The sequence below is a fragment of the Flindersiella endophytica genome, from assembly GCF_054779015.1.
In genome coordinates, this window is sequence record NZ_BAAGYY010000012.1 from 16,365 (window position 1) to 40,185 (window position 23,821).

A 23,821-nucleotide genomic window follows, 5' to 3' on the forward strand; every position below is an offset into this window, starting at 1 on the left:
CAACGTACTGGCCAGATCTGCGTCAGCGCGTGTTGACACAGATCGGCTGGTAGTTGGTGAAGGCATGGCTTCCAGTGTAGCTCGTTACCCATGCTAAGCAAATTTCGACAGAACGCCACGATGTGGGAGAGCGGTTTCCGCTTTAGTGCACGGAGAATCCACCGTCAACGAAGATCGTTTGGCCCGTGACGTAAGCCGACGCGTCGCTGGCGAGGAAGAGCGCGACGCCCCGGAAGTCGCCCGGCAACCCGTTGCGGCCCATCATGCTGCGGGCGGCAAGCGCCGTCTCGCGAACCGGGTCCCTGAGCGTCTCCTCCGTCAATGGTGTCTTGACGAAGCCGGGCCCGATGGCGTTGCAGCACACGCCGCGTCCGGACCAGGCTTCGGCCTGTGACCTGGTCAGAGCGAGGACCGCGGCCTTGGAGACGCCGTACGCGCCGCTGTTGCCGAACGCCCGGATCGACTGCTGCGAGCCGATGTTGATGATCCGCCCCCAGCCGCGTTCGGCCATGCCCGGCCCGAAGCACTGGCCGAGCAGGAACGCGGCGTCGAGGTTGAGCGCCATCGTCACGTCCCACTGCTCGACCGTCAGGTCGTCGAGGGGCGGGCGCAGGTTGACACCGGCGGCGTGGAGCAAAATGTCCGGTTCGCCGAAATGTGCCACGGCGGCGTCCGCGGCCCGGCGCAGCTCACCGCGGTCGGCGAGGTCGGCGACCACGTACGCGGCCCTACCGCCCTGACCGGCGATCGCGGTGGTCGTCTCCTTCAGCGCCTGCTCACCCCTGGCGACGACCACGACGGCGGCGCCGGCTTCGGCGAACGCCTCCGCGATCGCGCGCCCGATGCCGGAGCTACCGCCGGTGACGATGGCGGTGCGGCCGGAGAGGGAGAACAGGTGCGCGTCGGTCATGGGCCCATTGTGCGACCCGGCGTCGTCGGTTCCGCTCGGCCTCTATAGAACAGCCCCATGCGGTTGTTCGTCGCACTGTCGCCGCCACCCGAGGTCCTCGACGACCTCGAGCGGGTCGTGGACGACCTACGCGCCGCCGGCACAGCGGTCGGCGGACCGGCCGCCGACCTGCGCTGGACCACGGCTGACCAGTGGCACCTGACGCTGACGTTCCTCGGCGAGGTCGACGACCGGCAGCTCGACGAGCTCACCCGGCGCATCGGCCGGGCCGCGGCCCGGCACCACCCCCTCCAGCTCCAGGTCGGCCGGGGCGGGGGTTTCGGCTCCAGTCGGGCCGCGCGCGTGCTGTGGGCCGGCGTCGGCGGTGACACCCAGCCGTTGCGCCGGCTGGCCGACTCGACGACGGCGGCTGCCCGGCGTACCGGCCTTGACGTACGGGAGGGCCGCTTCCGCCCCCACCTGACGCTCGCCCGCCTGAAGCAGCCGGCGGACGTGCGGCCGCTCGTCGAGCGGCTCGAAACTTACGCAGGTCCACCTTGGCGCGCCGACCGCCTCGATCTCGTACGGTCGCATCTCGGGCAGGGACCGGGCCGTCGCGCGACGTACGAAACTATCGCCGGCTGGCCGCTCGGGGAACCGGGAACTTCCGGCCAGGAGTAGCCTCGCTCTCGTGCATCCGAAGTATCGCCGCCTCGTCATCCCCGGTGTGCTCGTGCTGCTCCTCCTGATCGTCGTGGTCGCCGGCATCGTTCGGTAATCGTTCAGGAAATCGTCGAACGGTTTCGACGGTCGCTGTGTCGCGGTTGTGATCTTTGGCCCGTTGACAGTGTCCGGCTCGGGCCATAACTTCCTTAGAAGTTCAACAACCCGAACTGCGTCCGATATATCGAACACGCGCGATCTCCGAGGGGTCGGCTATGAAAAGGATCGATTCGCAGGTAGAGGAAGCGGTCGAGACACTTCCGTTGTCTTCGGTCGCGCGACGGCGATTGCTCACCGGTGGGGGATTGTTCAGCGCGTCGCTGGCCGCTTCCGCACTTCTGGCCGGGTGTGGTGAGCAAGCCCCGGAAAGCGACAGTGGAGCAGGCGTGGGAGATTTTCCGGCCACGCCCAAATGGAAATTCACCTTCGTCAACCATGTGACGACCAACCCGTTCTTCCAACCTACACAGTACGGAGCCGCCGACGCGTGTGCGTTGCTCGGCCTCCCCAGCATCCAGTGGACCGGCTCCAAGACGTCGGTCATCGGCGAGATGGTCAGCGCTGTCAACTCCGCCACGTCCGCGAAGGTCGACGGCATCGCGGTCTGCGTCGTCGACACCAACGCGTTCAAGGCTCCTATCGACAACGCTTTGGACAAAGGCATTCCGGTCGTCACCTATAACGCAGACGGTGCGGTCGGTAACCCAGGCAGCAACCGGCTGGGTTACATCGGCCAGGACCTGTTCACCTCAGGTGTACGGCTCGGCGAACGCATCGCGAGCCTGGTCGAAGGCGGCTCGGTCGTCGGCTTCATCGCGACGCCCGGACAGCTCAACATCCAGCCGCGCATCGACGGCGCCAAGCAGGCGATCCAGGACTCCAAGAAGGACATCAAGTTCGACCAGATCGCCACCGGTGCGGAGCTGCCACAAGAGCTGAGCACCATCGACGCCTACTACCAAGGCCACAAGGACCTCAAGGGCATGTTCGCCGTCGACGCGGGCTCGACCCAGGGCGTCGGCGAGGTCATGACGAAATACAAGCTGAAGAGCCAGGGAATCGCCGCCGGCGGCTTCGACCTGGTGCCGAAGACCCTGCAGGCGGTCAAGTCCGGCGACCTCGACTTCACCATCGACCAACAGCCGTACCTACAAGGCTTCCTGCCAGTCCTGCAGCTCTACTTCTACAAGTTGTCCGGCGGGCTGGTCACGCCCTCCGACACCAACACGGGTCTGTCGTTCATCACCAAGGAGAACGTCGACCCGTTCCTGACCACGAAGACCAGGTTCCAGGGCTCGAGCAAGGAACAGCAACTGGTCAAGCGTTCCGGCGCGATTCCGCACGGGTAGGTCGCGTGGTAGCTGATAGCAGCGCTGCGGCGCAGCAGGGCAATGGCCAGCAGGGTAATGGATGGAGACGAGCCGCGGAGCTCTTTCTGCGGTGGCGCGAGGGCAGCATCGCACTGGTGGCCATTGGCCTGGTCATCTATTTCCAAGTCAGTACGGGAACGTTCTTCACCACCGCGAACATCGTCAACGTCTCCCAGATCGTCGCGGCGTTCGCGATCATCGCCGCGGGAGAGGTGTTGCTTCTGGTCAGCGGCGAAATCGACCTCTCGGTCGGCAACGTGTTCGCGCTGGCACCGTTCCTCATGCATTTCGCCGTCGATCTGTGGGGACTTCCGGTGATTCCCGGAATCCTGATCGCGGTCGCGATCTGCGCGTGCATCGGGTTGATCAACGGGTTGGTCACCGTCATGCTGCACGTGCCCTCGTTCGTCGGCACGCTCGGCATGCTGTTCGTCGTCAGCGGAATCACGTTGACGACGTCAGGGGCTTTCCCGGTGGCGATTCCGGAAGCGGCGGTCTCGATCCAGCCGTGGATGGGCCAGGCGCCCTGGGCGGAGATCACCTGGGCGTTGGTGATCGTCGCCGTTATCCACGTCCTCTTCACCCGTACGCGATGGGGCCTGCACACCATCGCGGTCGGCGGCAACGTGCTCGGTGCCAGCGAGGCGGGCATCCGGGTCGGCCGCGTGAAGATCGGCAACTTCATGATCTGCAGTGCACTGGGTGGTCTCGCCGGCATCATCGAGGCGTTCCGGATCAACACCATCGATGCCACCGCAGGCGGTACGAACACCATGTTCTACGCCGTCGCGGCGGCGGTGATCGGCGGAACGGCGCTCGCCGGCGGATCCGGCACCATCCTCGGCGCGTTGCTCGGCGCGATCGTCCTCGCGGTGCTGCGGGTCGGCTTCAACCTGATCGGCATCAGCGCCTACGCGTTCGACTACATCATCGGACTGGCGATCCTGATCGCGATGATCGCGAACGTACGCCTTGCTCAGCTACGTAGAGCCGGGAGGACCTGATGGCTGTCGGATCCGAGGAAGTACTCGCCGTCGAGCACGTGGCGAAACGGTTCGGTGCCGTCACCGCGCTGACCGACGTCAACCTGCGCTTGCGCAAAGGTGAAGTGCTCGGGCTGATCGGCGACAACGGCGCCGGCAAGTCCACACTGATCAAGATCCTGAGCGGCTTCCACCAGCCCGACACCGGGCGCGTCGTGCTCGAAGGGCAGGAGGTGCAGCTGAAGTCGGTCGAGCACGCCCGGTCGCTCGGGATCGACACGGTGTATCAGGACCTGGCGCTGATCAACGAGCTCTCGGTGTTCCACAACATGTTCCTGAAACGAGAGATCAGCCGCGGCCCGTTCCTGCGCAACCGCGAGATGAAGGAGCTCGCGCGGCAGCACCTGGCCGACATGGGGGTCAACATCTCGTCGGTGGACGTCGAGGTCGCCAAGCTGTCCGGTGGGCAGCGGCAGGCGATCGCGGTGGCGCGTTCGGTCTACTCGGAGGCGAAGATCCTCCTGCTGGACGAACCGCTCGCGGCGATGGGCGCGAAGGAAGGCAAGCTGATCCTCGACCTCGTACGCAAGCTCCGCGACCGCGGCGAGGTGTCGGTGATCATCATCGCGCACAACTACGCACAGGTGCTCGAGGTGTGCGACCGGGTGAACCTGCTGCGGCACGGCACGATCGAGCTGGACCGGCAGGCGTCGCAGACCACCGTGCAGGAGCTGACCGAGCTGGTGGTGGCGGAGTATCGGACGGGCGGTGGCTGAGGGTGCGGATGTGACGAAAAGCTGACGGATTCGCGTCGGGCGGGTCGTTCCTTGGTCCGCGGGGTGAGGATGGGTTCGTGGACTCTCCTGAGGCGCGTAGACCGTCGTGGCGGCGGGGGGCGCTGGCCGGCGTGCTCGCCGCCGTCGCCGGGCTCGGTGCGGCCGAGCTCGTGGCCGGGTTGCTCGGCGTCCAGCACACGCCGGTGGTGGCTATCGGGCAGGCGTTCATCGGCATCGTGCCCGGCTGGCTGGAACGCTCCGCGATCCGGCTGCTGGGCACGGCCGACAAGCCGGTGCTGCTCGGAGGCGTCGTCCTCGTCATCATCGCCGCGGCCGCGGGCATCGGCGTCCTGACCTCGCGGATCCGCAAGCTGGGGCTCGGCGTGGTCGTCGCGGCGGCGGCTGCGGTGGCGCTGCTTTCGGCGTACCAGCCCGACGCGACCGTGACGGCGGCACTGCCCGCGCTGGCCGCCGGGCTGGCGGCGCTGATCGTGCTGCCGGTCCTGCTGAACCGCTTCGATTCCGAGGACGCCGGACGTCGGCAGCTGCTACTCGGCAGCGGCATCGTGGTGGTCGGCGCGCTGGCCGGTGCGGGCCTCGGCCGGCTGGGCGGCGGCAACCGGGCCGGAGTGGAGGAGGCCAGGTCGACGCTGAAGCTGCCGTTGCCGCCGTCGACCGCGATGCCGCCGGGGGCGTCGCTCTCGGCTGACGGCCTGTCGCCCTGGCGTACGGCCAACGAGGTCTTCTACCGGATCGACACCGCGCTGCGGGTGCCGCTCGTCGATCCTGCCGACTGGCAGCTGCGCGTGCACGGCATGGTCGACAAGCCGATCACGCTGACGTTCGAACAGCTGCTGAAGCGCCGGATCGTGCACCGGTGGGTGACGCTGACCTGCGTGAGCAACGAGGTGGGCGGCGATCTGGTGGGCAACGCGCTGTGGTCGGGCGTGCGGCTGTCGGAGCTTCTGGAGGAGGCCGGTGTCCACGCGGACGCGGACGCGGTGCAGTCGACGTCGCAGGACGGCTGGACGTGCGGCACGCCGCTGTCGGCGCTCACCGACGGGCGTGACGCGATGCTGGCGTTCGCGATGAACGGCGCGGCGCTGCCGGTGAACCACGGCTTCCCGGTGCGGATGGTGGTGCCGGGGCTCTACGGCTACGTGTCGGCGACCAAGTGGGTGGTCGACATCGAGGTGACGCGCTTCGACCGCTTCAAGGCGTTCTGGTCGACGCGCGGCTGGGCGGAGAAGGGCCCGATCAAGACGGCCTCGCGGATCGACGTACCGCGGGAGGGCACCGGTGTCTCACCGGGGCCGGTCGTGGTGGCAGGGCTCGCGTGGGCGCAGCATCGGGGAGTGTCGAAGGTCGAGGTGCGCGTGGACGACGGGCCCTGGCAGGAGGCGAAGCTGGCCGGGCAGCCGACGAAGGACTCGTGGCGGCAGTGGAAGTGGACCTGGCAGGCGGCCGAAGGCGAGCACCAGCTGCAGGTCCGCGCGACGGATGGGTCGGGGGCTGTGCAGACAGCGGCGGTGGCCCCACCGGCGCCCGACGGATCGAGCGGCTACCACACGATCTCGCTGAACGTGAGCTGAGCTACCTGAGGTACGAAGCGCCGTTGAGGTCGAGGACGGCGCCGGAGGCGTAGCCCGCGTCGGGGGAGGCGAGGAAGAGGACGGCGGCCGCCACTTCTTCCGGTGTGCCGACTCTGCCGAGCGGGCTCTGCTCGCGGATTCGTTCGCCTTCGGGGCCGGCGAGGATGTCTGCGGCCATGTCGGTCTCGATGTAGCCCGGGGCGACGGTGGCCACGGAGATGCCGAGTGGGCCGAGGGCGCGGGCCATCGACTGACCGAAGGAGTTGAGGCCGGCCTTGCTCGAACCGTAGGCAGGGTAGCGAGGCTCGCCGCGGAAGGCGCCGCGAGAGGAGACGTTGACGATGCGGGCGCCGGGCCGCATCTGCTTGACGGCCCACCACGTGACGTTCGCCGGGCCGAGGAGGTTGACGGCAAGCGTGCGTTGCCAGGCTTCCTGCCACTCTTCGTAGGACACGTCGGCGATCTGGTGCTCGACGTAGATGCCGGCGTTGTTGACGAGAACGTCCAACTGTGCAACGGATCCGGCGACCGTCTCCATCATCGTGCGGACGGCCTCGGGATCGCCGAGGTCGGCCTGGACGATCAGATGATCCTTGCCAGGCAGCGACTCGAGTGCCTTCTCGATCAGGTCGGGTGAGTCGCGGTGATGCAGGATCACCCGGTCGCCCGCGGCCGCGAATGCCCGCGCCACCGCAGCCCCGATCCCCCGCGAGGCGCCTGTGACCAGAACCGTCCGATCGCTCATGACCACGACCCTACGTGGTCGATTCCGGCCACAGCGGTCAGACAACCGGCTAGCGTGGCGCCCGTGGAGGTGCTGCGCGGGGTGCTCATAGGGCTTGTCCTGGCCGAGTTCGCCTTCGTGGCCGGCTTCGTCCTCGTAGAAGCTGTGTCGTTGGTGCTGCTGCGGTGGACGACGAAGGTCGACCGGCGCGCGCAGGCGCTCTCGAACCAGCAGTACGCCGCCTGGTTCGCCATCCCGATGGTCACGGCCGGCTGCGGAGTCGGCATCGCCATCGGAGTCAACCTGATCACCGGCGAGGGCAACCTCAGCTACTCCGGCGGCCTGGTCATCGTCTTCGGATCGCTGATCCTCTTCGGCTATGTGTTGCTGGGGTATGCGACCGGGCACCTGCCGCGGACGCACTTCCGGGCCCGCGTACGTCGCCGGCTCGCGGAGACCGGCGAGAGGCTCGGCTCGACCACCCAGGTCAGCCGGGCGGACGCCGAGCCGCTGCGCGACCGGCTCCGGAGAATGGAGAAGGTCGGCGGACGGCTGTCCGACCGGGCCGCGACAGAGGGTTGGCGCATCTCGATCAGGAACGAGCGGACCTGGCTGGTGCTGGTCGTAGCCGCCGCCTTCGTCCTTCCGATCTCCGGGGTGGTGGGCGTGGCCGTCCTACGGGGACCTGGTGATCTCGAGCCGGACCGGCTGGAGGCCGTCGGCCTGCTGCTCACACTGTCGATGGCCACGGCCGCCGCCGTCGTCATGCGCCGGATCCGGCTGCGGTGGGAGCTGCATGAGCTGGGTGAGGAGCTGCGGACAGGCAGCGCGGCACTCCTGGAGCAACTAGCCGAGCTGACCGAACCCGAGCCCGTACCGAACCGGCCGTCGTTGCCGTCCAGGTTGCTGAGCCGGCTCGGCTTCAGACGGCGGTCAGGATGACCGGGCCGCCCTCGGTGATGGCGATCGTGTGCTCGGCGTGCGCCGACCGGCGCTTCCTGGTGGCGCGCAGGGACCATCCGTCGGTGTCGGTGGTGCAGTCGTCGCGGCCGCCGGAGAGGAACATCGGCTCGATCGCGATCACCATGCCGGGTTGGAGTCGCCAGCCGCGGCCCGGCAGGCCGACGTTCGGCACGAACGGCTCCTCGTGCATGCGCCGCCCGACGCCGTGGCCGCCGAAGCCTTCCGGGATGCCGTAGCCGGCAGCCCGTCCGATCTGCTCGATGGTGTACGCCACGTCGCCGAGCCGGTTGCCGGGCTGGGCGACGGCGATCGCCCGGTCGAGGGCGTGGTGAGTACGCCGGACGAGCTCCGCGTCGCCCTTGCGTGGCGTGCCGACGATGACGGTGACCGCCGCGTCGCCGTGGTAGCCGTCGATCGCGGCGCCGAAGTCGATGGTGAGTACGTCGCCGTCGCGCAGGCGGTAGCCCGTGGGGATGCCGTGCACGACGACGTCGTTGACCGAGGCGCAGATCACGGCGGGATAGGGCGTCGGCGCGAACGGCGGAAGGTAGCCCTGGAAGGACGAACGAGCGCCGGCTTCGGACAGCATCGTGGCCGCGATCTCGTCCAGGTAATGCAGCGACGTGCCGATCGTGGCCTGCTCGGAGCACGCCCGCAGGACCTGGGCGACCAGGCGGCCGGCCTCGCGCATCACGTCGAGCTCACCTGGCGTCTTCAGTTCGACCATCCGCGCGCCCCTCCCGGCCAATAGTTATACCGGTATTATCGCGGGCATGGTGAGGCAGCCACTGAGCATCGAAGATCGCGAGCGTGGCGTCCGGCTCGGCGAAGCCCTCCGCGCGGCACGTGGCGAGCGGAGCATGGCCGAGGTGGCCGAACAGGCGGGCGTCTCGGTCGAGACCGTCCGCAAGATCGAGCGTGGCCGGATCCCGACGCCGGCCTTCTTCACCATCGTCGCCCTCGCCGACGCCGTGGGGATCTCCCTCCCCGCCCTCTGCCGCGCGATCGACCTGCCACCAGTGCCCGAACGACTCTCCGCCTAACGCGGTCCGGCCGGACGAACGATGGAACGCGACCCGAGCCGGTGGCGGTCCCCTGCGACGAGAACGGTCGGTATCGTCGTGCTGGCGGCCGCCATCCTCCTCGGCCTGCAGTGGTTCGTCCGCCACAACGCCACGGACCAGCGATTCGTCGTCGCGATGAACGTGTGGCTGGCGATCGCGACCAGCATGCTCACGATCTGGCTCGGGCTGCTCTGGCGTGGCATCGCCACGATCCGCGCCCTCCCACCGCCGTGGCGGCGCGACCGCGCCTGGTGGGTGCGCAACCTGGCGGCCTACGTCGTGCTCGCGATCGTCGCGGTCTTCCTGCTGACTCTGTTGCAGGGCAAGCAGATCCTCCCGGTGCCGGTCGAGGGCTGGCGGCTGCTGATCGCGGGATTCGGGGTCGTCGGGCTGACGGCCGCGGCGCCGTGGGTGGTGCTGATCTGGCTGGCCCAGGAGCAGGCGCATCGGCTCCGGAGCAGCACCGAGCAGATCCAGCCGGCGAGCGTCGGCGACGAATGGTCTGCCGGCCAGCTGGACGCCGAGGCCAGCTCCGCTGCCGTGGCGAGCGCGCTGGCCGTGTGGAAGGCGTTCCAGTCCTGCGTGCTCGCGCTCGCGGCGCTGCTCTCGATGACCGCCCTCCTCAACAGCGCCCTGCGAGTCGCGCTGCTCGACGCCGAGATCCAGCGGCCGGAGGACTTCCCTCCGGCCGCTGTCCTGGCCTACGGGCTGGTCGCCGCCATCCTGCTGGCCGTTGCCGTCCTGCCGTTGCTGCTGAGCTATCGCGCCGAGGCCGCCCGGCTGGTGGAGCGCGCCATCGGCACGCCGGTGGCCGGCGTTCCGAGCCAGGCCTGGCTGGACGCCCGCGCGCGGCTGCAGGTGCGGTTGAACGTCGAGGCCAACCTGCTCCGGCAGGCGAGCACGACGTTCAGCCTGCTCGCACCACTGGTCACAGCCGCGTTGGCTGTGGCCGTGCCGACGTAGCACGACGGCGGCCGACGGCTCGGCGCAGCAGGCGGACCCAGGGCGACCAGCGCGCGGGCTTCGCCGGCGGATGGCCGGCCGCCACCGCTACGTTGTCCAGCAGGTCTTCGATCAGAGCGTCGTGCAGCCAGCGGATCGCGAACGCCCAGCGCAGGCGCGTGGCCGCGGTGGGCCGGCCGATCAGCGTGTGCCGGACCAGCGTCGATCCGGGCCGGGCGCCGGCATGCAGTTCGAGCGCGTGCGTGCCCTCCACACCCATCGACGGGTCGAAGGCGAACTCCAGGCGTTTGCCCGGCTGGTGGTCGGTCACGCGATAGCGGATCGGCCCGTGCCCGCCCGACGAACCGACCGCGAGCCCGTGGTCCAGGCGCAACGCCGGCCACCCCGCCGACGGCCAGATCGAGTCCGCTTCGAGGATGCCGTCCAGCAGGGGTCCGACCTCCGAGACCGGAACGGGCACCTCACGGCAGTGGACGTTGCGAATCATCGTCGCTCCTCCTCCATACGCAACCGTACGGAACAACTGTACGGTACCGTATGGAGGCATGCCCGCCAAGCGACGTACCAAGGACGACTGGACCGCCGCCGCCCTGCAGGCCCTGCGCGAAGGCGGACTCGCCGCAGTGGCGATCGAGCCGCTCGCCAAGCGGCTCGGCGCGACCAAGGGCAGTGCCTACTGGCACTTCGCCAGCCGCGAGGCACTCCTGCGCGCCACCGTCGAGCGCTGGGAGCAGGAGCACACCGAGCGCGTCATCGAAATCGTCGAAACCGAGCAGGATCCGGTACGCCGCCTGCGCAAGCTGTTCGGTCTGGTCCTCACCAGCCCCGACGGTTTCGCCGTCGAGCTCGCCCTGCTCTCGGCCACCGACTCCACCGTGACGCCCGTACGCGAACGGGTGACCGAGCGCCGGATCGACTACCTCGCAAGGCTCTTCGCCGACATCGGCTTCTCCCGCGCCGAGGCGAGACGCCGCGCGGTGCTGGGCTACTCCGCCTACGTCGGCTACGCCCAACTGGCCCGTTCCACCCCCGGCGCGCTGCCGCGCACCAAGTCAGCCCAGCGGGCCTATCTCGACAGCACGATCGCCGTGCTCACCACGGAGTAGTGGAAGAGAACAGCCTCAGCGCGCCCGCGGTGCCCGCACGCCTCCGGCTCGCCCGGCCAGGGCCGCCCGTACCAAGGAGGCGTTGTCCGTCGCCCGCCGACCGTCCGGCAGGACGAGGGTGTCCTCCAGCCCGATCCGGCTCGGAACGCCGAGCTTGAACGCGTGTCCCAGCACGTGCCAGGTGTTCTCGCCGTCGCCGTGCAACAGCCGGGGCTGCGTCACCCGGTGCCGGTCGAGCAGCCCCAGGATGAACTCGGCGTCGTGCATGGCCAGCAGCGCCGGACGTTCGACGGGCTCGATCAGCACCCTCATCGTGAGCTCGCGCATCGGTCCGTTCAGCCACTCCTCGGCCGCCGTGATCGTGAACAGCCCGGCCTCGACGCCGACGCCGCGTTTCACCAACGCCCGCGCGACCTCCAGGGCGCCGTCCTCGTGGACGTTGACGGTCGCGGAGTCGGGCAGTGTGGTCCAGTCGGACACCTGGTCGCGCCGGCGGATCGGGTCGGGCTCGATCCACGCACCGGTCGTCAGGCTGATCGCGACTCCTGGGACCTGCCGCCGGATCGCGCGTAGGACACCCGACACGTCGTTGGGTGTCAACGACTCGGCACCGCCGGGCCGGCGTGGATGGACGTGGACCTCGCCCGCGCCGGCGGCCAACACCTTCGCCGCCTCGGCTGCGAGCTCAGCCGGGCTCAACGGGACGCCAGGGTGTTCGTTGCGACTACGCCCACCGTTCAGCGCAGCGACAAAGGGCGTCTCTACCATGCGCTAGCCCATACCCCGTGCAAGACCTACTCCCCGAGAGTCGATCCCCGCAAGAATGTTGCTGTTAACGTAGAGCACTTTCCCTTGTGTCACAAGGGTTTCCCACAGGGCGAAAGGTGCCAATCAGGCGCTATCGGCTCCGGGTGGCCAAATAGGCCGCCAGCCCGGCCAGCAAAGAGAGCGCCCCCTCCACCAGAAATGCCGCGGTCGTCCCGTGTGCCCAGCCTGACGTACGCGCGGGACCGTGCGCCCAGGCGAAGAACAACGTGCCGAGCAGCGCGACCCCGACCGCGAGGCTCGACTGCTGCGTCGTCGTGAGCACGCCCGCCCCGAGCCCGGCCCGCGTTGCGGGAACGCTCGTCAGTACGAAGCCGAACAACGGCGGCATCACGAACCCCTGCGCGATCCCCACGACCGTCAGCGCGGGAACCAGCGTCGTTCCGGTGAGTCGCGGGTACGACAGTTCGGTCTGCGTCGCGAGAACCGCGAAGGCCGCCGTCAGGACGAGAGCGCCGGCGACGATCACCCGTCCGGTGCCGAACCGTCCGATCAGCCGCGGCCCGGCCAGCGACGCGGCCAGGAAGCCGAGCGCGTAAGGCGCGAGCGCCAGTGCCGTACCCAGCGGGCTCATGCCGAGCCCTTCCTGCAGCGAGACGCCGGTCGTGAGGAAGAAGCCGCCGGTCGCCAGGAAGAACAGCACGACGACGGCCAGCCCGCGCCGGAACTCCCGCCCGCGCAGCAACGACGTCGGCAGCAGTGGCGTCCGGCCACCGCGTTCGGTGCTGTGCTGGTGATAGCCGAACCCGGCGGCCGCGAGCGGCGCGAGTGCCAGCATCACGAACGTCCAGACCGGCCAGCCGGCGGCCGACCCGACGCTCAGCGGAACGAGCACGAGGGCGAGCGTCAGCGCCAGCAGCAACGCCCCGACGAGGTCGAGCCGCGAGTGCGCGCCGCGCGACTCCGGAGCGAGCCGGTGCGCGAGGTACGCCGTCAGCAGGCCGAGCGGCGCGTAAAGAATGAACACACCGCGCCATTCGAGCCCGGCGATGTCGAACTCGGCGGCGACCCCACCGAGCAGTTGGCCGACGACCGTGGCCAGCCCGGCCGTGGCGCCGTACAGCCCGATCGCCCGGTTTCGCGCGGGTCCGGTCAGTGTCGCCTGGATCGTGCCGAGGACCTGCGGCGTGATCAGGCCGGCCGCGATGCCCTGCACGAGCCGCGCGCCGGTGAGCATCCAGATGTTCGTGGCCGCCGCGCAGCCGAGGCCGGCGAGCCCGATCGCCGCCACGCCGGCGACGAACAGCTTCTTGCGGCCGTACCGGTCGCCGAGCCGGCCGCTGGCGACGAGCGTCGCGGCGTACGAGGCGCTGAACGCGGCCACCACGAGCTGCACGAGCGAAGCCTGCGCGTGCAACGAGCGGCCGATCGAGGGCAAGGCGATGTTGACGATGAAGAAGTTCGAGAGGCCGAGGAACAGCCCGAGCAGCAGGAACGGCAGCGCCCGCAGCGTGCCGGCGGAGGCATCCGCGCCGCCGAGGGGTGGGGACTGCCCGGTCGAGGTCTGCGCGGTTGCGGCCTGAGGGGTGGTGGACTCGGAGTACGTGGTCACGGCTTCCACCGTGCGGACCTGCTCAGCCTGGTACCAGAGTCGCTTCATACTGGTATTGCCACTACCTGGTACCCGTACGGTCAGCGCGGCATCATGGTGTTGTGTCCACCAACGACCGGCGTGCCGCACTGGCGGCTTTCCTTCGTTCCCGGCGCGAGCGCCTCAGCCCAGAGCTCGTCGGCCTGCCCGCGGGCTCCCGCCGCCGTACGCCCGGCCTGCGCCGCGAGGAGGTCGCGCAGCTCGCCGGCGTCGGCGTGACCTGGTACACGTGGCTCGAGCAGGGCCGGTCGATCAACCCGTCCCGCAACGTTCTCGACGCGATCGCCCAGGCGCTCCGGTTGAACGCCGACGAGCGCCTGCACCTGTTCACCCTCGCCGAGCTGACGCCGCCGGCGCCGGTGGTGAGCCACGACGAGCTCACTCCGGTGACCCAGCGTGTGCTCGAAGCCGTCCAGCCGTTCCCCGCGGTGATCCTGTCGCCGTCGTACCAGTTTGTGTCCTGGAACCAGGCCTACCTCCACCTGATGGGCGACGTCGGGCTGCTGCCGGTCGAGCGCCGCAACCAGATGCGGCTGATCTTCGTCGAGCCGCACTGGCGCACGATGCTGCTCGACTGGGACCAGGCCGCGCGGCACTCGGTCGCGCTCTACCGCGGCGCGATGGCCGACCGGCTCGACGACCCGGCCAGCAAACAGTTGATCGACGAGCTGACCGAGCAGTCGCCGGAGTTTCGCGACCTGTGGGCGGAGCAACTGGTCAAGCAGCCGACCACGACAGCGAAGCTGTTCCTGCATCCGGATGTCGGCCTGCTGCGGCTCGACTCCGGCAACTTCCTGCTGCCCGACCAGCCCGGCCTGCGGATGGGCGTCCACACGCCCTCGGACGAGGAGTCGGCCGAGCGGCTGCGCCGGCTGCCTGACTACGAGCCTTTCGCGGGCTGGTCGGAGGCGGTGCTCTCGCCCAGCTCGACGTCGTGAGTGAGCAGGTAGCGGTCGAACGTCCGGCCGGCCAGCCGGGTCTGCACGAACGCCACGGCCGGAACGAGCAGGGGCAACAGCACCGGCACGCCCAGGAACACCAGCACCGCGGCGCCGAACAGCAGCAGCCCGAGCAGCGTGGTGAAGATGTACGCGGCCGCGAACAGCCCGGCGTTGCGCAGCACCCGCCGCCAGGTCGCCGGGAAGCGCACCATCACGGGGAACAGGAACACCAGCGTGCCGGCCAGGAAGATCATCGCGACGATCCCGGCGACCATCACGACCGAACGCAGCGGAGCGCCCTCGGCCCGTAGGCCGTACCGGATGTCGAGGATGATGATCGACCAGACCACCGTCAGCAGCAGCGTGAACCACATCGACTGCTTGAAGAACGTGCGGAACGCCGCCCAGAACTCCGACCAGACGCTCGGCGGGCCGGACTCGGCCCAGACCGTCATCACGGCGTAGACGGCGATCGTCGCCGGCAGGGCGGTGACGACCGGCAGGCTGAACACAGTCCACAGCACGGCCGCCGCCACAAAGGCGAAGACGCCCTCGAAGATTCGCGTGAAGACAGTCATAACGCCCTATCGTCCACCACAAGTATCAGGGATACGCGCCGTGGTGTTACCGATCCCGGCCAGGATCGCCATATCTCTGGAGCAGAGCCGACGTAACCGGTCACGAACTCAGGGTGGGGATGACATGCGAAAGCTGCTGCGCGCCGGAATTCGCACGGCTGCGGCATACCTGGCAACCGGCGGCGTGGTGGCCGCCGGACTGATCGCCGCGGCGACTCCGGCGGGCGCTGTGCCGGCCCAGCAGGCCCGGCTCGCCGCCGCCGACGGCGCCGAGGCCGACCTGTACGGCGCGAGCGTCGCAGTCGACGGCAACACCGCCGTGGTCGGCGCCCTGGGCGCCGCGGGAGCGGGCGGCGAGGGCGCGGTCTACGTCCTGGTACGCAACGGCACCACGTGGGCCCAGCAGGCCAAGCTGGTCGCGAGCGACGGGCAGGCCGGCGATCATTTCGGCGCCAGCGTGGCGATCAGCGGGTCGACGGTCGTGATCGGAGCCGATGCGGCCGACGGTGCGGCGACCGACCAGGGAGCGGCCTACGTCTTCGTCCGGTCGGGTACGGCGTGGAGCCAGCAGGCGAAGGTCACGGCGTCCGACGGTGCGAGCTTCGACGGCTTCGGGCAGAGCGTCGCGCTGTCCGGTGACTCGGCGCTGGTCGGCTCGCCGGTGGCGGGCGGCGCCTACGTCTACGTACGTTCGGGCCCGGCCTGGTCCCAGCAGGCGAAGCTGACGGCGGCCGGTGCCGACGGGTTCGGCAACAGCGTCGACCTGGACGGCGACAGCGCGCTCGTCGGAGCGCTCAACACCAACGCGGGACAGGGCGCGGCCTACGTCTTCACCCGGTCCGGGACCTCGTGGTCGCAGCAGGCCCAGCTGGTCGCGGCCGACGGCCTGCCCGACGACTGGTTCGGCAACAGCGTCTCGCTCGCCGGCGACACCGCGGCGATCGGCGCGACCACGTCCGACATCGACGACGAGGACGCGCAGGGCGCGGCGTACGTCTTCGTCCGGTCGGAAACGACGTGGAGCCAGCAGGCGAAGCTGACCGCGGCCGATGGGGCGACCGGAGACTTCCTGGCGTGGAGCGTCGCGCTGTCCGGTGACACCGTGCTGGCCGGAGCTCGCGGCAAGACCGTGGGGGCGAACGTCGAGCAGGGCGCGGCGTACGTGTTCGGGCGGACCGGTACAACCTGGGCGCAGAAGAACAAACTGACCGCATCCGACGGCACCGAGGACGACAACTTCGGTGTGGCGGTGGCCCTGTCCGGACCGACGGCCGTCGTCGGCGCGCCGTTCGCGGCCGGGCCCGGATCGCCCGAGCAGGGCGCCGCGCACGTGTTCGCCGAGTCGGCCGTGGTGACGTTGCGGTATTACCTGCACGGCAACGACATTCCGGGCACCGCGGGCGGATTCACCATGAACGCCAACCAGCCGCCGAGCCAGGTGCTCGGGCTCAACCTGCTGAACGCACCGCGGTGGTACGGCGACCCGCCCGCGCGTGGCACGTTCGGTGCCGGAAGCACGTTCACGTTCCGGATGCCTTGCCTGCTTGGGCTTTCGCTCGCGACGACGTACCAAGTGGCGGCGACGGCACCGGACGGCGGTAACGCCCAGGTGATCGGTCAGGTGACGCGACCGGTGGAGCTGTGCATCGGCGCCCGTACGGTCACCATCCCGGTCTCGACGCCGCGCCGGATCGACGGACAGCGGCTGCGGCTGCAGATCTCGACGGCGGCCAGCCTGAACCTCAACCTGAACCTCGGATCGGGCACGTACCTGCAGGCGACCAACTTCACGCCCGACATCTGATCCGTTTGGTCACAGCGGGGCCGGGAATTCCCCGCCCCTCATGGACGTCTCGAAACCCGACGATGTCGGAGATGCCGCCGGCCAGGCCGCTCGATCCAAGCCCGTAAGGGTACTCGGACGCGGCGGCCTGGTCGCGCACGGCCTCGTACACGTGCTGATCGCCTACCTCGCGGTCCGGATCGCGATCGGTACGACCGGAGCGAAGGCCAACCGGGCGGGGGCGTTGCAGGAGATGGCCCGCAACCTCGGCGGTCGGGTGTTGTTGTGGGCGATCGCGGTCGGGCTCGCCGCCCTGGTGGTCTGGCAGGTCTCCGAGGCGTTCCGTGGCCACGACGGCTCGCGTTCGGCGTTGCGCCGCTGGATGAGCCGCGGCACGAACCTCGCCGAAGCCGTCGTCTTCGGAACGCTGGGGTTCCTCGCCGCGAAGATCGCCGCCGGGAAAGGGGCAGGCGGAGGTGGCCAGACGGCAACCGCCCGCGTGCTCGGACTGCCGTTCGGCCCGTTCCTGCTCGGAGCGGTCGGTGTCGGCGTGGTGGTGGTGATGGCCGTCGTGGCGTACCGCGGGGTCAAGGCCAAGTTCACCAGCGACATGGACTTCTCCGGCGTCAGCCGGACAGCCAGGCAGAGCGCGATCCGGCTCGGGCAGGTCGGACATGTCGCGGTTGCCGTGGCGTACGCGATCGCGGGAATCCTGATCGTCGTGGCGGCGATCCAGCACGATCCGTCGCAGCCTGTAGGGCTGGACGGTGCGCTGCAGACCCTGGCCGGGCAGCCGTTCGGCAAGATCCTGCTGTTCGTGCTCGCTGCCGGCTGGACCTGCTTCGGGCTCTACTGCGGGTTCGACGCCCGCTACCGCAGGGATTGACGCGCGCCCGGACCGGGGATCTTCTCGGGGACAGTTCAGGGATCGGCCCGTGATCGTTCCGGATGAGCGCACGGCAGGTGGAGGCGCAAGCTGGACGGCATGGTGAGTCACACGCTGCTCGCGTTCACGGTCCTGATGATGGCCGCCGTCCTGGTGTGGCGGCAGGACCGCCGGGCCGCGATCCACCGGCTGCCGCGGTCCGGCGTAGTGCTGATCGCGTGCCTGTCCCTGACGCTCCTGCTGCAGCGTGTGCTGCATCACCCGGTCGAGGAAGGCAGCGCCGTCGTGGGGTTCGTGCTGACCAGCGTGCTGCTCGCCGGTCTGCTGCCCCGGATCCGCCGGATCGCGATCTACGTACTGGGAGCCGCGCTCCTCCTCGTCACCCCGATCGGCGTGGCCGGGCTCGTGGTCGCCGTTGCCGGACTGGCGGTGGCGGTGCCGCTGAAGCTGACCACGCCGGCCGGCGCACGGCAGGCCCAGCGAGTCAGAGCAGCCGTCGGTAGCCGCACAGCGTCAGCATCTCGCGGCTGACTTTCCTCACCGACTCCGCAAGCGGCGTTCGGATCGCCGGCTCGGCGCCGAGTTCGAGCAGGTCAGCGGCGGTTCGGGCGACGTCCATCCGTTCTGAGCCGCCTGCCTGCCCGAAGTGCGGCAACCCGATTTCCCGGCCCTCGAAGCGGACACGCATTCGTAGCGGACAATGGACGGGTGCCTGAACCGCTGCGACCCGCGCTCGACAAGCTGCGCGACCTGCTACTCGACGACGAGCGGCTGGTCCGGGCCGTCGCGGCCGGAAAACGCCGCGGTGAGCCGGCTCCGGGCTGGCGCCGCACCGAGCTGCGCTACGTCGAGCTGCGCGCGGGCCGTCGCCTGCAGGTCACGACGTATGACCAGACTCAGGCCCACACCCGTAACGTCGAGCTCGGCAGTGCCACGGCCGAGGCCGTCGACTCCGCGCTGGCCGAGCCGTACGGCAACTGGCACGTCGACCTTCCCGACCAGACCGTGCAACTGCGGGTGACCAAGCAGGGCGACGCCCAGCTGCACACCGCGGCCAAGCCGGGCTCGTCCGGCGGTGCTGAGATGCCCGATCGGGCACATGATCGGGCCAAGCACCACGTCCTCCCGGCCGACGACCCGTTCCTGCGAGCGGTCGGCATCGCCGACGGCAGCGGGCGGATCAAGCCCAGCAAAATGGACAAGTACCGCCAGATCGAGGAGTTCCTGCGGCTGCTCGGCCCGGTTCTGGACGACGCGCTGAGTAGCGGACACCTGCCGGAACCGACCCCAGAGCGTCCGCTTGAGGTCATCGACCTCGGCTGCGGTAACGCTTACCTCACCTTCGCCGCCTATAGATACGTGACCCACCATCGCGGGCTGCCCGCCCGCTTCACCGGCGTGGACGTCAAGCAGCAGGCTCATCGCCGCAACAGCCAGCTCGCCGAGCAGCTCGGTGCGGCCGATGGCCTGACGTTCGTCCAGGCCGAGATCACCGACGTCGAGGTCGGCGAGCGGCCCGACGTCGTGCTCGCGCTGCACGCCTGCGACACCGCCACCGACGACGCGCTGGCGAGGGCGGTCCGCTGGCAGGCGCCGGTCGTGCTGGCCGCGCCCTGCTGCCACCACGACCTGCACCGCCAGGTACGCCGGGGATCCGGCCCGCCACGTCCGTACGCCCTCTTGACCAGGTCTGGAATCCTTCGTGAGAGGGTGGCCGACGTTCTCACCGACACGCTGCGGGCCGCCTTGCTGCGAATGGTGGGGTATCGGGTAGACGTGGTCGAGTTCGTCGATTCGGTGCACACGCCGCGGAACCTCATGGTGCGCGCCGTGCGGACTGGATCCGGCGCTCCTGCTGACGTGGTGAGCGACTACCAGGAGCTCACCAGCGCATGGGGAGTCACACCCGCGCTCGAGCGGAGGCTCGAGCCCGAGCTTGCGGAGGTACTGCGCGCGTGACCAGCGGGTTCCTGCGTCGTGCCGTAACGGCCTTGGCCGCGGCCGCCCTCGCCACCTCGGCGATGGTGGCTGCCGGCGTCGGCGGTGCCGGTGTCGCGTACGCCGAGGATCCCGATCCGGCGTTCACGATCGGCGACCCCGACATCCTGGAGTCGAGCGGGCTGGCCGCGAGCAGCGTCCACCCGGGCACGTACTACACCGTCAACGACTCCGGCAGTGATGCGCGGGTCTACGCCGTCGACTCCAAGGGTGAGACGTCGGCCACGCTGACCATGCGCAACGTCGAGCCGTACGACTGGGAGGCGATCGCCTCCGGTCCGGAAGGGCGGATCTGGGTCGGCGACATCGGCGACAACGACCGCGTGCGCGAGCGGGTGACGCTGTACCGCTTCAAGGAGCCCACCGATCTCTCCGACCAGCGGCTGCAGTGGAGCCGGTTCCGGTTCCGCTACACCAACGGCGCCCGCGACGCCGAGACGCTGCTCGTTCATCCGAAGACCGGACAGGTCTACGTCGTGAGCAAGACGCTCGGCGGTGGCGCGATCTACGCCGGGCCGGAGGATCCGAGCTCCGACTCGGTCAACTCGCTGGAGAAGGTCGCCGACGCGCCCTCGCTGATCACCGACGGCGCGTTCCTGCCCGACGGGTCGGCGATCGTGCTGCGCAACTACTCCACCGCGTACGTCATGAGCTGGCCGGATGCCAAGACGATCCGCACGATCACGCTGCCGAAGCAGCAGCAGGGCGAGTCGCTCGCGGTGAGCAACGACGGCAAGAACATCCTGGTCGGCAGCGAGGGCGGCAACTCCCCGGTCTACTCCCTGCCGGTCTCGGGCGCGGCGCCGCCGCCAGCGAAGTCCACACCGAAACCCGAGGCCACACCGTCGCCGAGCGTCAGCTCGGAGACCGCCGTCGAGAAGCGCGACGAAGGCGCGGGCAGCTCACTGTTCGGCGGGATGTCGATGTGGGTGCTGCTCTCGATCGCGGCGATCGCGCTGATCGCCGGCATCGCGGCGTTCCCACGGACGGGCCGCGGACGCAGGCACCACCCGCCGCGCGAACGCGGTGGCAGCGGAGGCGGCGGGCCGCGGGAGCGCAGGCCACCGCCCTCGCCACGACGCGAACCCGCGCCGGCGCCGTCGGGCAGCAGGGACCCGGAGCGCGAACGTGAGTCCGGAGGGCGCGACTCGGCGAGCTTCGGACCGGGACCGTACCGGCCACGGCGCACACCCCGACCTCCGAGCGGACGGCCGAGCGGGCCGTACGGCGGTGGCGGGCCCGGCGGGGGCGGACCGGGCTACTCCGGAGACCCCCGCTACCCGAGCGACCCCCGCTACCCCGACGACTCCCGCTACTGACCCCCGCGAATGACCACGTTAACCACGGCTTTGGCTGGTTAACGTGGTCATTCGCCCAGGCGGCGGAAGTCGGTGCTTCGCCACGCTGGTAGGTGCTTCGCCACGTCCCGGGACGTGGTTAACCCGCCAATTACGTGGTTAACGTGGTCATTCGCGACCAGAGTGGGCGGACAGTGCCGACCGGAGTGGGCGGACAGTGCCGACCGGAGTGGGCGGACAGTGCCGACCGGAGTGGGCGGACAGTGCCGACCGGAGTGGGCGGACAGTGCCGACCGGAGCGGGTCAGAGGCGTTCGATCACGTAGTCGACGCAGGCGGTCAGCGCCTCGACGTCGGCCGGGTCGACCGACGGGAACATCGCGATCCGCAGCTGGTTGCGCCCGAGCTTGCGATAGGGCTCCACGTCGACGACGCCGTTGGCGCGCAGCACCTTGGCCACCGCGGCCGCGTCGATCGACTCGTCGAAGTCGATCGTGCCGACGACGAGCGACCTCGCCGACGGCTCGGAGACGTACGGCGTGGCGTAGGAGGACTTCTCGGCCCAGGTGTAGAGCCGCGTGGACGAGTCGGTCGTACGCGCGACCGCGCCCGGCAGGCCGCCGAGCCCAAACAGCCAGTCGAGCTGCTCGGCCATCAGGAACAGCGTCGCGATCGCGGGCGTGTTGACGGTCTGGTCCTTGCGGGAGTTGTCGATCGCGGTGGCGAGGTCGAGGAACGCCGGGATGTAGCGGCCACTCGCCGTGATCTCCTCGACGCGGGCGAGGGCACGCGGCGACAGGATCGCCAGCCACAGCCCACCGTCGGACGCGAAGCCCTTCTGTGGCGCGAAGTAGTAGGCGTCGGTCTCGGCGATGTCGACCGGCAGGCCGGCCGCACCCGACGTCGCGTCGATCAGCAGCAGCGCGTCGTCGTCGGCGCCCTGGACCCGCTGGACGGGCGCCATCACGCCGGTGGAGGTCTCGTTGTGGGGCCAGGCGTAGGCGTCGGTTCCGGCCTCGGCGTACGGCGTGGGCAGCGAGCCGGGCTCGGCCTTGACCACTGTCGGGTCGGCCAGGAACGGCGCCGCCTTGGTCGCGGCCGCGAACTTGGCGGAGAACTCACCGTGCGTGAGGTGCTGAGCCTTCTGACGTACGAGACTGTGCGCGGCGATGTCCCAGAACGCGGTCGAGCCGCCGTTGCCGAGCACGACTTCGTAGCCGTCGGGGACGGCGAAGAACTCGGCCAGGCCCTCGCGGACCTTGCGTACCAGCTGCTTCACCGGCGCCTGGCGGTGCGAGGTGCCGAGGAGCGCGGCGCCGCTGGTCGCGAGCGCACTCACGGCGTCGGGGCGGATCTTGGAGGGACCCGATCCGAAGCGTCCGTCGGCAGGCTTGAGGTCGTCGGGGATCGTGAGGTTCGCGTCGGTCACGGGTGCCATTGTTCCAGGTGGATTATGTACAGACCGGTCCATGACCGGTCATCGGACAGCGCGGAACAGCTCCATCCGCTCGCTCTGGTCGTGCTCACCGTTGCCGAACACCGTGCGGAGCTCCTCCAGAACGCGGTCGAGCACGTCGGCGGGCAACGTCAGCCGCTTCGCGATCTGCGTCGGGTTCCGGCCACCGTGCCAGGCGACGACCAGGCGGCCGCCGGGCTTGAGCACGCGGCGCAGCTCGCCGAAGCCGGCCTCGAGGCTGGACCACATCGGCACGTTGTTGACGGAGATCACCAGGTCGAAGCTCGCGGCGTCGAAGCCGGTGTGTTCGGCCGTACCCTGCCGGATCTCGGCGGTCTCGGTGACCTTGGCGAGCCGTTTCCGCGCCATCTCGACCATCGTCTCGGACGGGTCGACGCCGCACACCTGCCCGGCGCCGGACTTGGCGATCATGGCGAGCAACGGCCCCGGTCCGTGCCCCACCTCGAGGACACGCTCACCGGGCTGCAGACCGAGGGCGCCGAACACGTCGGCCTGCTCGGTCTTGGTGTTACGGCTGAGCATCCAGCCGTACACCCTGGCGAACCGCCCGGACGGCAGCGCGAACCCGCTCAGCGGCTTCTCGATCAACCACGATCGCTGTGGAGCATGAGGTGATGTCTGCGTCATGGCTCCGAGCGTGGCACTTCAAGTGCACTTGAAGTCAACCTCCTTCGCGGGCTTGCAGGACGGCTTCGGTGTACTTCGACGTGTCGAGGTGGTCGAGCAGGCCGAGCTCGGCCAGCACGCCACGGATGACGGTGAGTGCGCCCTCCACCTGGTGCGGCTCCACGATGCTCTCCACCTCCAGGTACGTACCCTCCAGCTCCGGGACAGTGGCCAGCGTCGCCAGCAGGAAGCGGCCGTCGGCGGTGAAACGGTAGTTCAGGCAGTGCTTGGTGTAGCGCACCCGCTCCACCAGTCCCAGCCCGCCGAGGATCGCGGTGATCTGGCCGCCGGGGCCCAGCGTCGCCTCGTGCTCCGGCTTGGAGTCGCTCTCGGCGTCGACTGCCGCCGCCTTGAACGTCAGGAACTGCGTCCGCCGTCCCGATGTCACGTCCTCCAGGACGCGGCGCCGCAGCTCGCAGCCTGCCGTCGTCAGCCGGCGGTCCGGCCAGTCGTAGTAGGTGTCGTAGTAGACCGCCCGTTCCTCGGTCGCCCGGGCAGCCAGCTGCGCACGCACCGCCGGCGGGTCGGGTACGCGGGCCTTGAGCTCCGCTTCGATCACATGGATCAGGATGTCAGCATGTCCGCACAACAGCTGGTGCCGATCGGCGAGGCCGCCAGGCGCACGG

Annotated in this window: 25 protein-coding genes; 15 read left to right on the plus strand and 10 right to left on the minus strand. The window is 69.6% G+C overall.

Translation table 11 applies throughout. From position 1 onward, the window contains the following. Positions 1-142: 142 nt before the first annotated feature. The gene (locus tag ACYVF6_RS11700) at positions 143-910 is read right to left on the minus strand and encodes an SDR family NAD(P)-dependent oxidoreductase (RefSeq protein WP_460520038.1); all 768 of its coding nucleotides are present in this window, start codon (positions 908-910) and stop codon (positions 143-145) included. Positions 911-967: 57 nt separating this feature from the next. Here ACYVF6_RS11700 and thpR point away from each other — a divergent pair, with 57 nt between their 5' ends. The 5 genes from thpR to ACYVF6_RS11725 all read left to right on the plus strand — a co-directional run bounded on the left by thpR (position 968) and on the right by ACYVF6_RS11725 (position 6,333). Continuing rightward, positions 968-1,570, plus strand: coding sequence for a 2'-5' RNA ligase family protein (gene thpR / locus ACYVF6_RS11705; RefSeq protein ID WP_460520041.1), 603 nt, complete (start codon positions 968-970; stop codon positions 1,568-1,570). A gap of 428 nt (positions 1,571-1,998) precedes the next feature. Next, a complete protein-coding gene (locus ACYVF6_RS11710) occupies positions 1,999-2,961 on the plus strand; it encodes a substrate-binding domain-containing protein (protein ID WP_460520043.1) in 963 nt (320 codons plus the stop codon). Positions 2,962-3,077: 116 nt separating this feature from the next. Next, the gene (locus tag ACYVF6_RS11715) at positions 3,078-3,986 is read left to right on the plus strand and encodes an ABC transporter permease (protein WP_460520046.1); all 909 of its coding nucleotides are present in this window, start codon (positions 3,078-3,080) and stop codon (positions 3,984-3,986) included. Next, the gene (locus ACYVF6_RS11720) at positions 3,986-4,741 is read left to right on the plus strand and encodes a sugar ABC transporter ATP-binding protein (protein ID WP_460520049.1); all 756 of its coding nucleotides are present in this window, start codon (positions 3,986-3,988) and stop codon (positions 4,739-4,741) included. Before ACYVF6_RS11715 ends, ACYVF6_RS11720 begins: the two co-directional genes overlap by 1 nt. 77 nt (positions 4,742-4,818) lie before the next feature. Further along, the gene (locus ACYVF6_RS11725; protein ID WP_460520052.1) at positions 4,819-6,333 is read left to right on the plus strand and encodes a molybdopterin-binding protein; all 1,515 of its coding nucleotides are present in this window, start codon (positions 4,819-4,821) and stop codon (positions 6,331-6,333) included. 1 nt (position 6,334) lies between these two features. Here ACYVF6_RS11725 and ACYVF6_RS11730 read toward each other — a convergent pair whose 3' ends face one another. Continuing rightward, positions 6,335-7,078: an SDR family NAD(P)-dependent oxidoreductase gene (locus tag ACYVF6_RS11730; RefSeq protein ID WP_460520055.1), complete on the minus strand. Its 744-nt coding sequence runs from the start codon at positions 7,076-7,078 to the stop codon at positions 6,335-6,337. A 63-nt stretch (positions 7,079-7,141) separates the two neighbouring features. On the opposite strand from ACYVF6_RS11730, the gene ACYVF6_RS11735 reads away from it, so the two are divergent. Then, on the plus strand, positions 7,142-7,999 hold the full coding sequence (locus ACYVF6_RS11735) for a hypothetical protein (protein WP_460520058.1): 858 nt from the start codon (positions 7,142-7,144) through the stop codon (positions 7,997-7,999). On the opposite strand, the gene map is transcribed toward ACYVF6_RS11735, so the two are convergent. Continuing rightward, positions 7,980-8,747, minus strand: coding sequence for a type I methionyl aminopeptidase (gene map / locus ACYVF6_RS11740; protein WP_460520060.1), 768 nt, complete (start codon positions 8,745-8,747; stop codon positions 7,980-7,982). The two genes, ACYVF6_RS11735 and map, sit on opposite strands and share 20 nt — an antisense overlap. Before the next feature lie 46 nt (positions 8,748-8,793). Between map and ACYVF6_RS11745 the strand changes: the two genes are divergently transcribed. Together ACYVF6_RS11745 and ACYVF6_RS11750 are read left to right on the plus strand one after the other, a co-directional pair. Then, positions 8,794-9,063: a helix-turn-helix domain-containing protein gene (locus tag ACYVF6_RS11745; RefSeq protein WP_460520063.1), complete on the plus strand. Its 270-nt coding sequence runs from the start codon at positions 8,794-8,796 to the stop codon at positions 9,061-9,063. Positions 9,064-9,084: 21 nt separating this feature from the next. Further along, positions 9,085-10,047 (plus strand): hypothetical protein, encoded by a 963-nt coding sequence (locus ACYVF6_RS11750; RefSeq protein WP_460520066.1) that lies wholly within the window; start codon positions 9,085-9,087, stop codon positions 10,045-10,047. On the opposite strand, the gene ACYVF6_RS11755 is transcribed toward ACYVF6_RS11750, so the two are convergent. Further along, on the minus strand, positions 10,013-10,534 hold the full coding sequence (locus tag ACYVF6_RS11755; protein WP_460520069.1) for a hypothetical protein: 522 nt from the start codon (positions 10,532-10,534) through the stop codon (positions 10,013-10,015). The two genes, ACYVF6_RS11750 and ACYVF6_RS11755, sit on opposite strands and share 35 nt — an antisense overlap. A 58-nt stretch (positions 10,535-10,592) precedes the next feature. Here ACYVF6_RS11755 and ACYVF6_RS11760 point away from each other — a divergent pair, with 58 nt between their 5' ends. Further along, positions 10,593-11,153 (plus strand): TetR/AcrR family transcriptional regulator, encoded by a 561-nt coding sequence (locus ACYVF6_RS11760; RefSeq protein ID WP_460520072.1) that lies wholly within the window; start codon positions 10,593-10,595, stop codon positions 11,151-11,153. 15 nt (positions 11,154-11,168) lie between these two features. Here ACYVF6_RS11760 and ACYVF6_RS11765 read toward each other — a convergent pair whose 3' ends face one another. Continuing rightward, positions 11,169-11,921: a beta-keto acid cleavage family enzyme gene (locus ACYVF6_RS11765; RefSeq protein ID WP_460520075.1), complete on the minus strand. Its 753-nt coding sequence runs from the start codon at positions 11,919-11,921 to the stop codon at positions 11,169-11,171. A 130-nt stretch (positions 11,922-12,051) separates the two neighbouring features. Next, positions 12,052-13,530 carry an MFS transporter gene (locus tag ACYVF6_RS11770; RefSeq protein ID WP_460520078.1) on the minus strand — a complete coding sequence of 493 codons (1,479 nt, stop codon included), beginning with the start codon at positions 13,528-13,530 and terminating at the stop codon, positions 12,052-12,054. Between the two features lie 101 nt (positions 13,531-13,631). Between ACYVF6_RS11770 and ACYVF6_RS11775 the strand changes: the two genes are divergently transcribed. Then, on the plus strand, positions 13,632-14,507 hold the full coding sequence (locus ACYVF6_RS11775; RefSeq protein WP_460520081.1) for a helix-turn-helix transcriptional regulator: 876 nt from the start codon (positions 13,632-13,634) through the stop codon (positions 14,505-14,507). Here ACYVF6_RS11775 and ACYVF6_RS11780 read toward each other — a convergent pair. Next, positions 14,450-15,088 carry a YesL family protein gene (locus ACYVF6_RS11780; protein WP_460520084.1) on the minus strand — a complete coding sequence of 213 codons (639 nt, stop codon included), beginning with the start codon at positions 15,086-15,088 and terminating at the stop codon, positions 14,450-14,452. The genes ACYVF6_RS11775 and ACYVF6_RS11780 overlap by 58 nt on opposite strands. Before the next feature lie 124 nt (positions 15,089-15,212). On the opposite strand from ACYVF6_RS11780, the gene ACYVF6_RS11785 reads away from it, so the two are divergent. The 5 genes from ACYVF6_RS11785 to ACYVF6_RS11805 all read left to right on the plus strand — a co-directional run bounded on the left by ACYVF6_RS11785 (position 15,213) and on the right by ACYVF6_RS11805 (position 21,074). Then, on the plus strand, positions 15,213-16,892 hold the full coding sequence (locus ACYVF6_RS11785) for an FG-GAP repeat protein (protein WP_460520087.1): 1,680 nt from the start codon (positions 15,213-15,215) through the stop codon (positions 16,890-16,892). A gap of 40 nt (positions 16,893-16,932) precedes the next feature. Beyond that, entirely contained in the window at positions 16,933-17,757 is an 825-nt protein-coding gene (locus ACYVF6_RS11790; protein WP_460520090.1) for a DUF1206 domain-containing protein, read from the plus strand. A 99-nt stretch (positions 17,758-17,856) separates the two neighbouring features. Continuing rightward, positions 17,857-18,288, plus strand: coding sequence for a hypothetical protein (locus ACYVF6_RS11795; RefSeq protein ID WP_460520092.1), 432 nt, complete (start codon positions 17,857-17,859; stop codon positions 18,286-18,288). 177 nt (positions 18,289-18,465) lie between these two features. Then, entirely contained in the window at positions 18,466-19,716 is a 1,251-nt protein-coding gene (locus ACYVF6_RS11800; RefSeq protein WP_460520095.1) for a class I SAM-dependent methyltransferase, read from the plus strand. After that, positions 19,713-21,074 (plus strand): hypothetical protein, encoded by a 1,362-nt coding sequence (locus ACYVF6_RS11805; protein ID WP_460520098.1) that lies wholly within the window; start codon positions 19,713-19,715, stop codon positions 21,072-21,074. Before ACYVF6_RS11800 ends, ACYVF6_RS11805 begins: the two co-directional genes overlap by 4 nt. A gap of 282 nt (positions 21,075-21,356) precedes the next feature. Here the strand turns inward: ACYVF6_RS11805 and serC are convergent, their stop codons facing one another. The 3 genes from serC to ACYVF6_RS11820 are packed head-to-tail and all read right to left on the minus strand — an operon-like array spanning position 21,357 to position 23,754. Then, positions 21,357-22,481 carry a phosphoserine transaminase gene (gene serC / locus ACYVF6_RS11810; protein WP_460520101.1) on the minus strand — a complete coding sequence of 375 codons (1,125 nt, stop codon included), beginning with the start codon at positions 22,479-22,481 and terminating at the stop codon, positions 21,357-21,359. Positions 22,482-22,529: 48 nt separating this feature from the next. Continuing rightward, positions 22,530-23,156, minus strand: a complete 627-nt coding sequence (locus ACYVF6_RS11815; protein ID WP_460520104.1) for a class I SAM-dependent methyltransferase — start codon at positions 23,154-23,156, stop codon at positions 22,530-22,532. A 34-nt stretch (positions 23,157-23,190) separates the two neighbouring features. Then, positions 23,191-23,754: a class IV adenylate cyclase gene (locus tag ACYVF6_RS11820; RefSeq protein ID WP_460520107.1), complete on the minus strand. Its 564-nt coding sequence runs from the start codon at positions 23,752-23,754 to the stop codon at positions 23,191-23,193. Between the last annotated feature and the right edge of the window lie 67 nt (positions 23,755-23,821).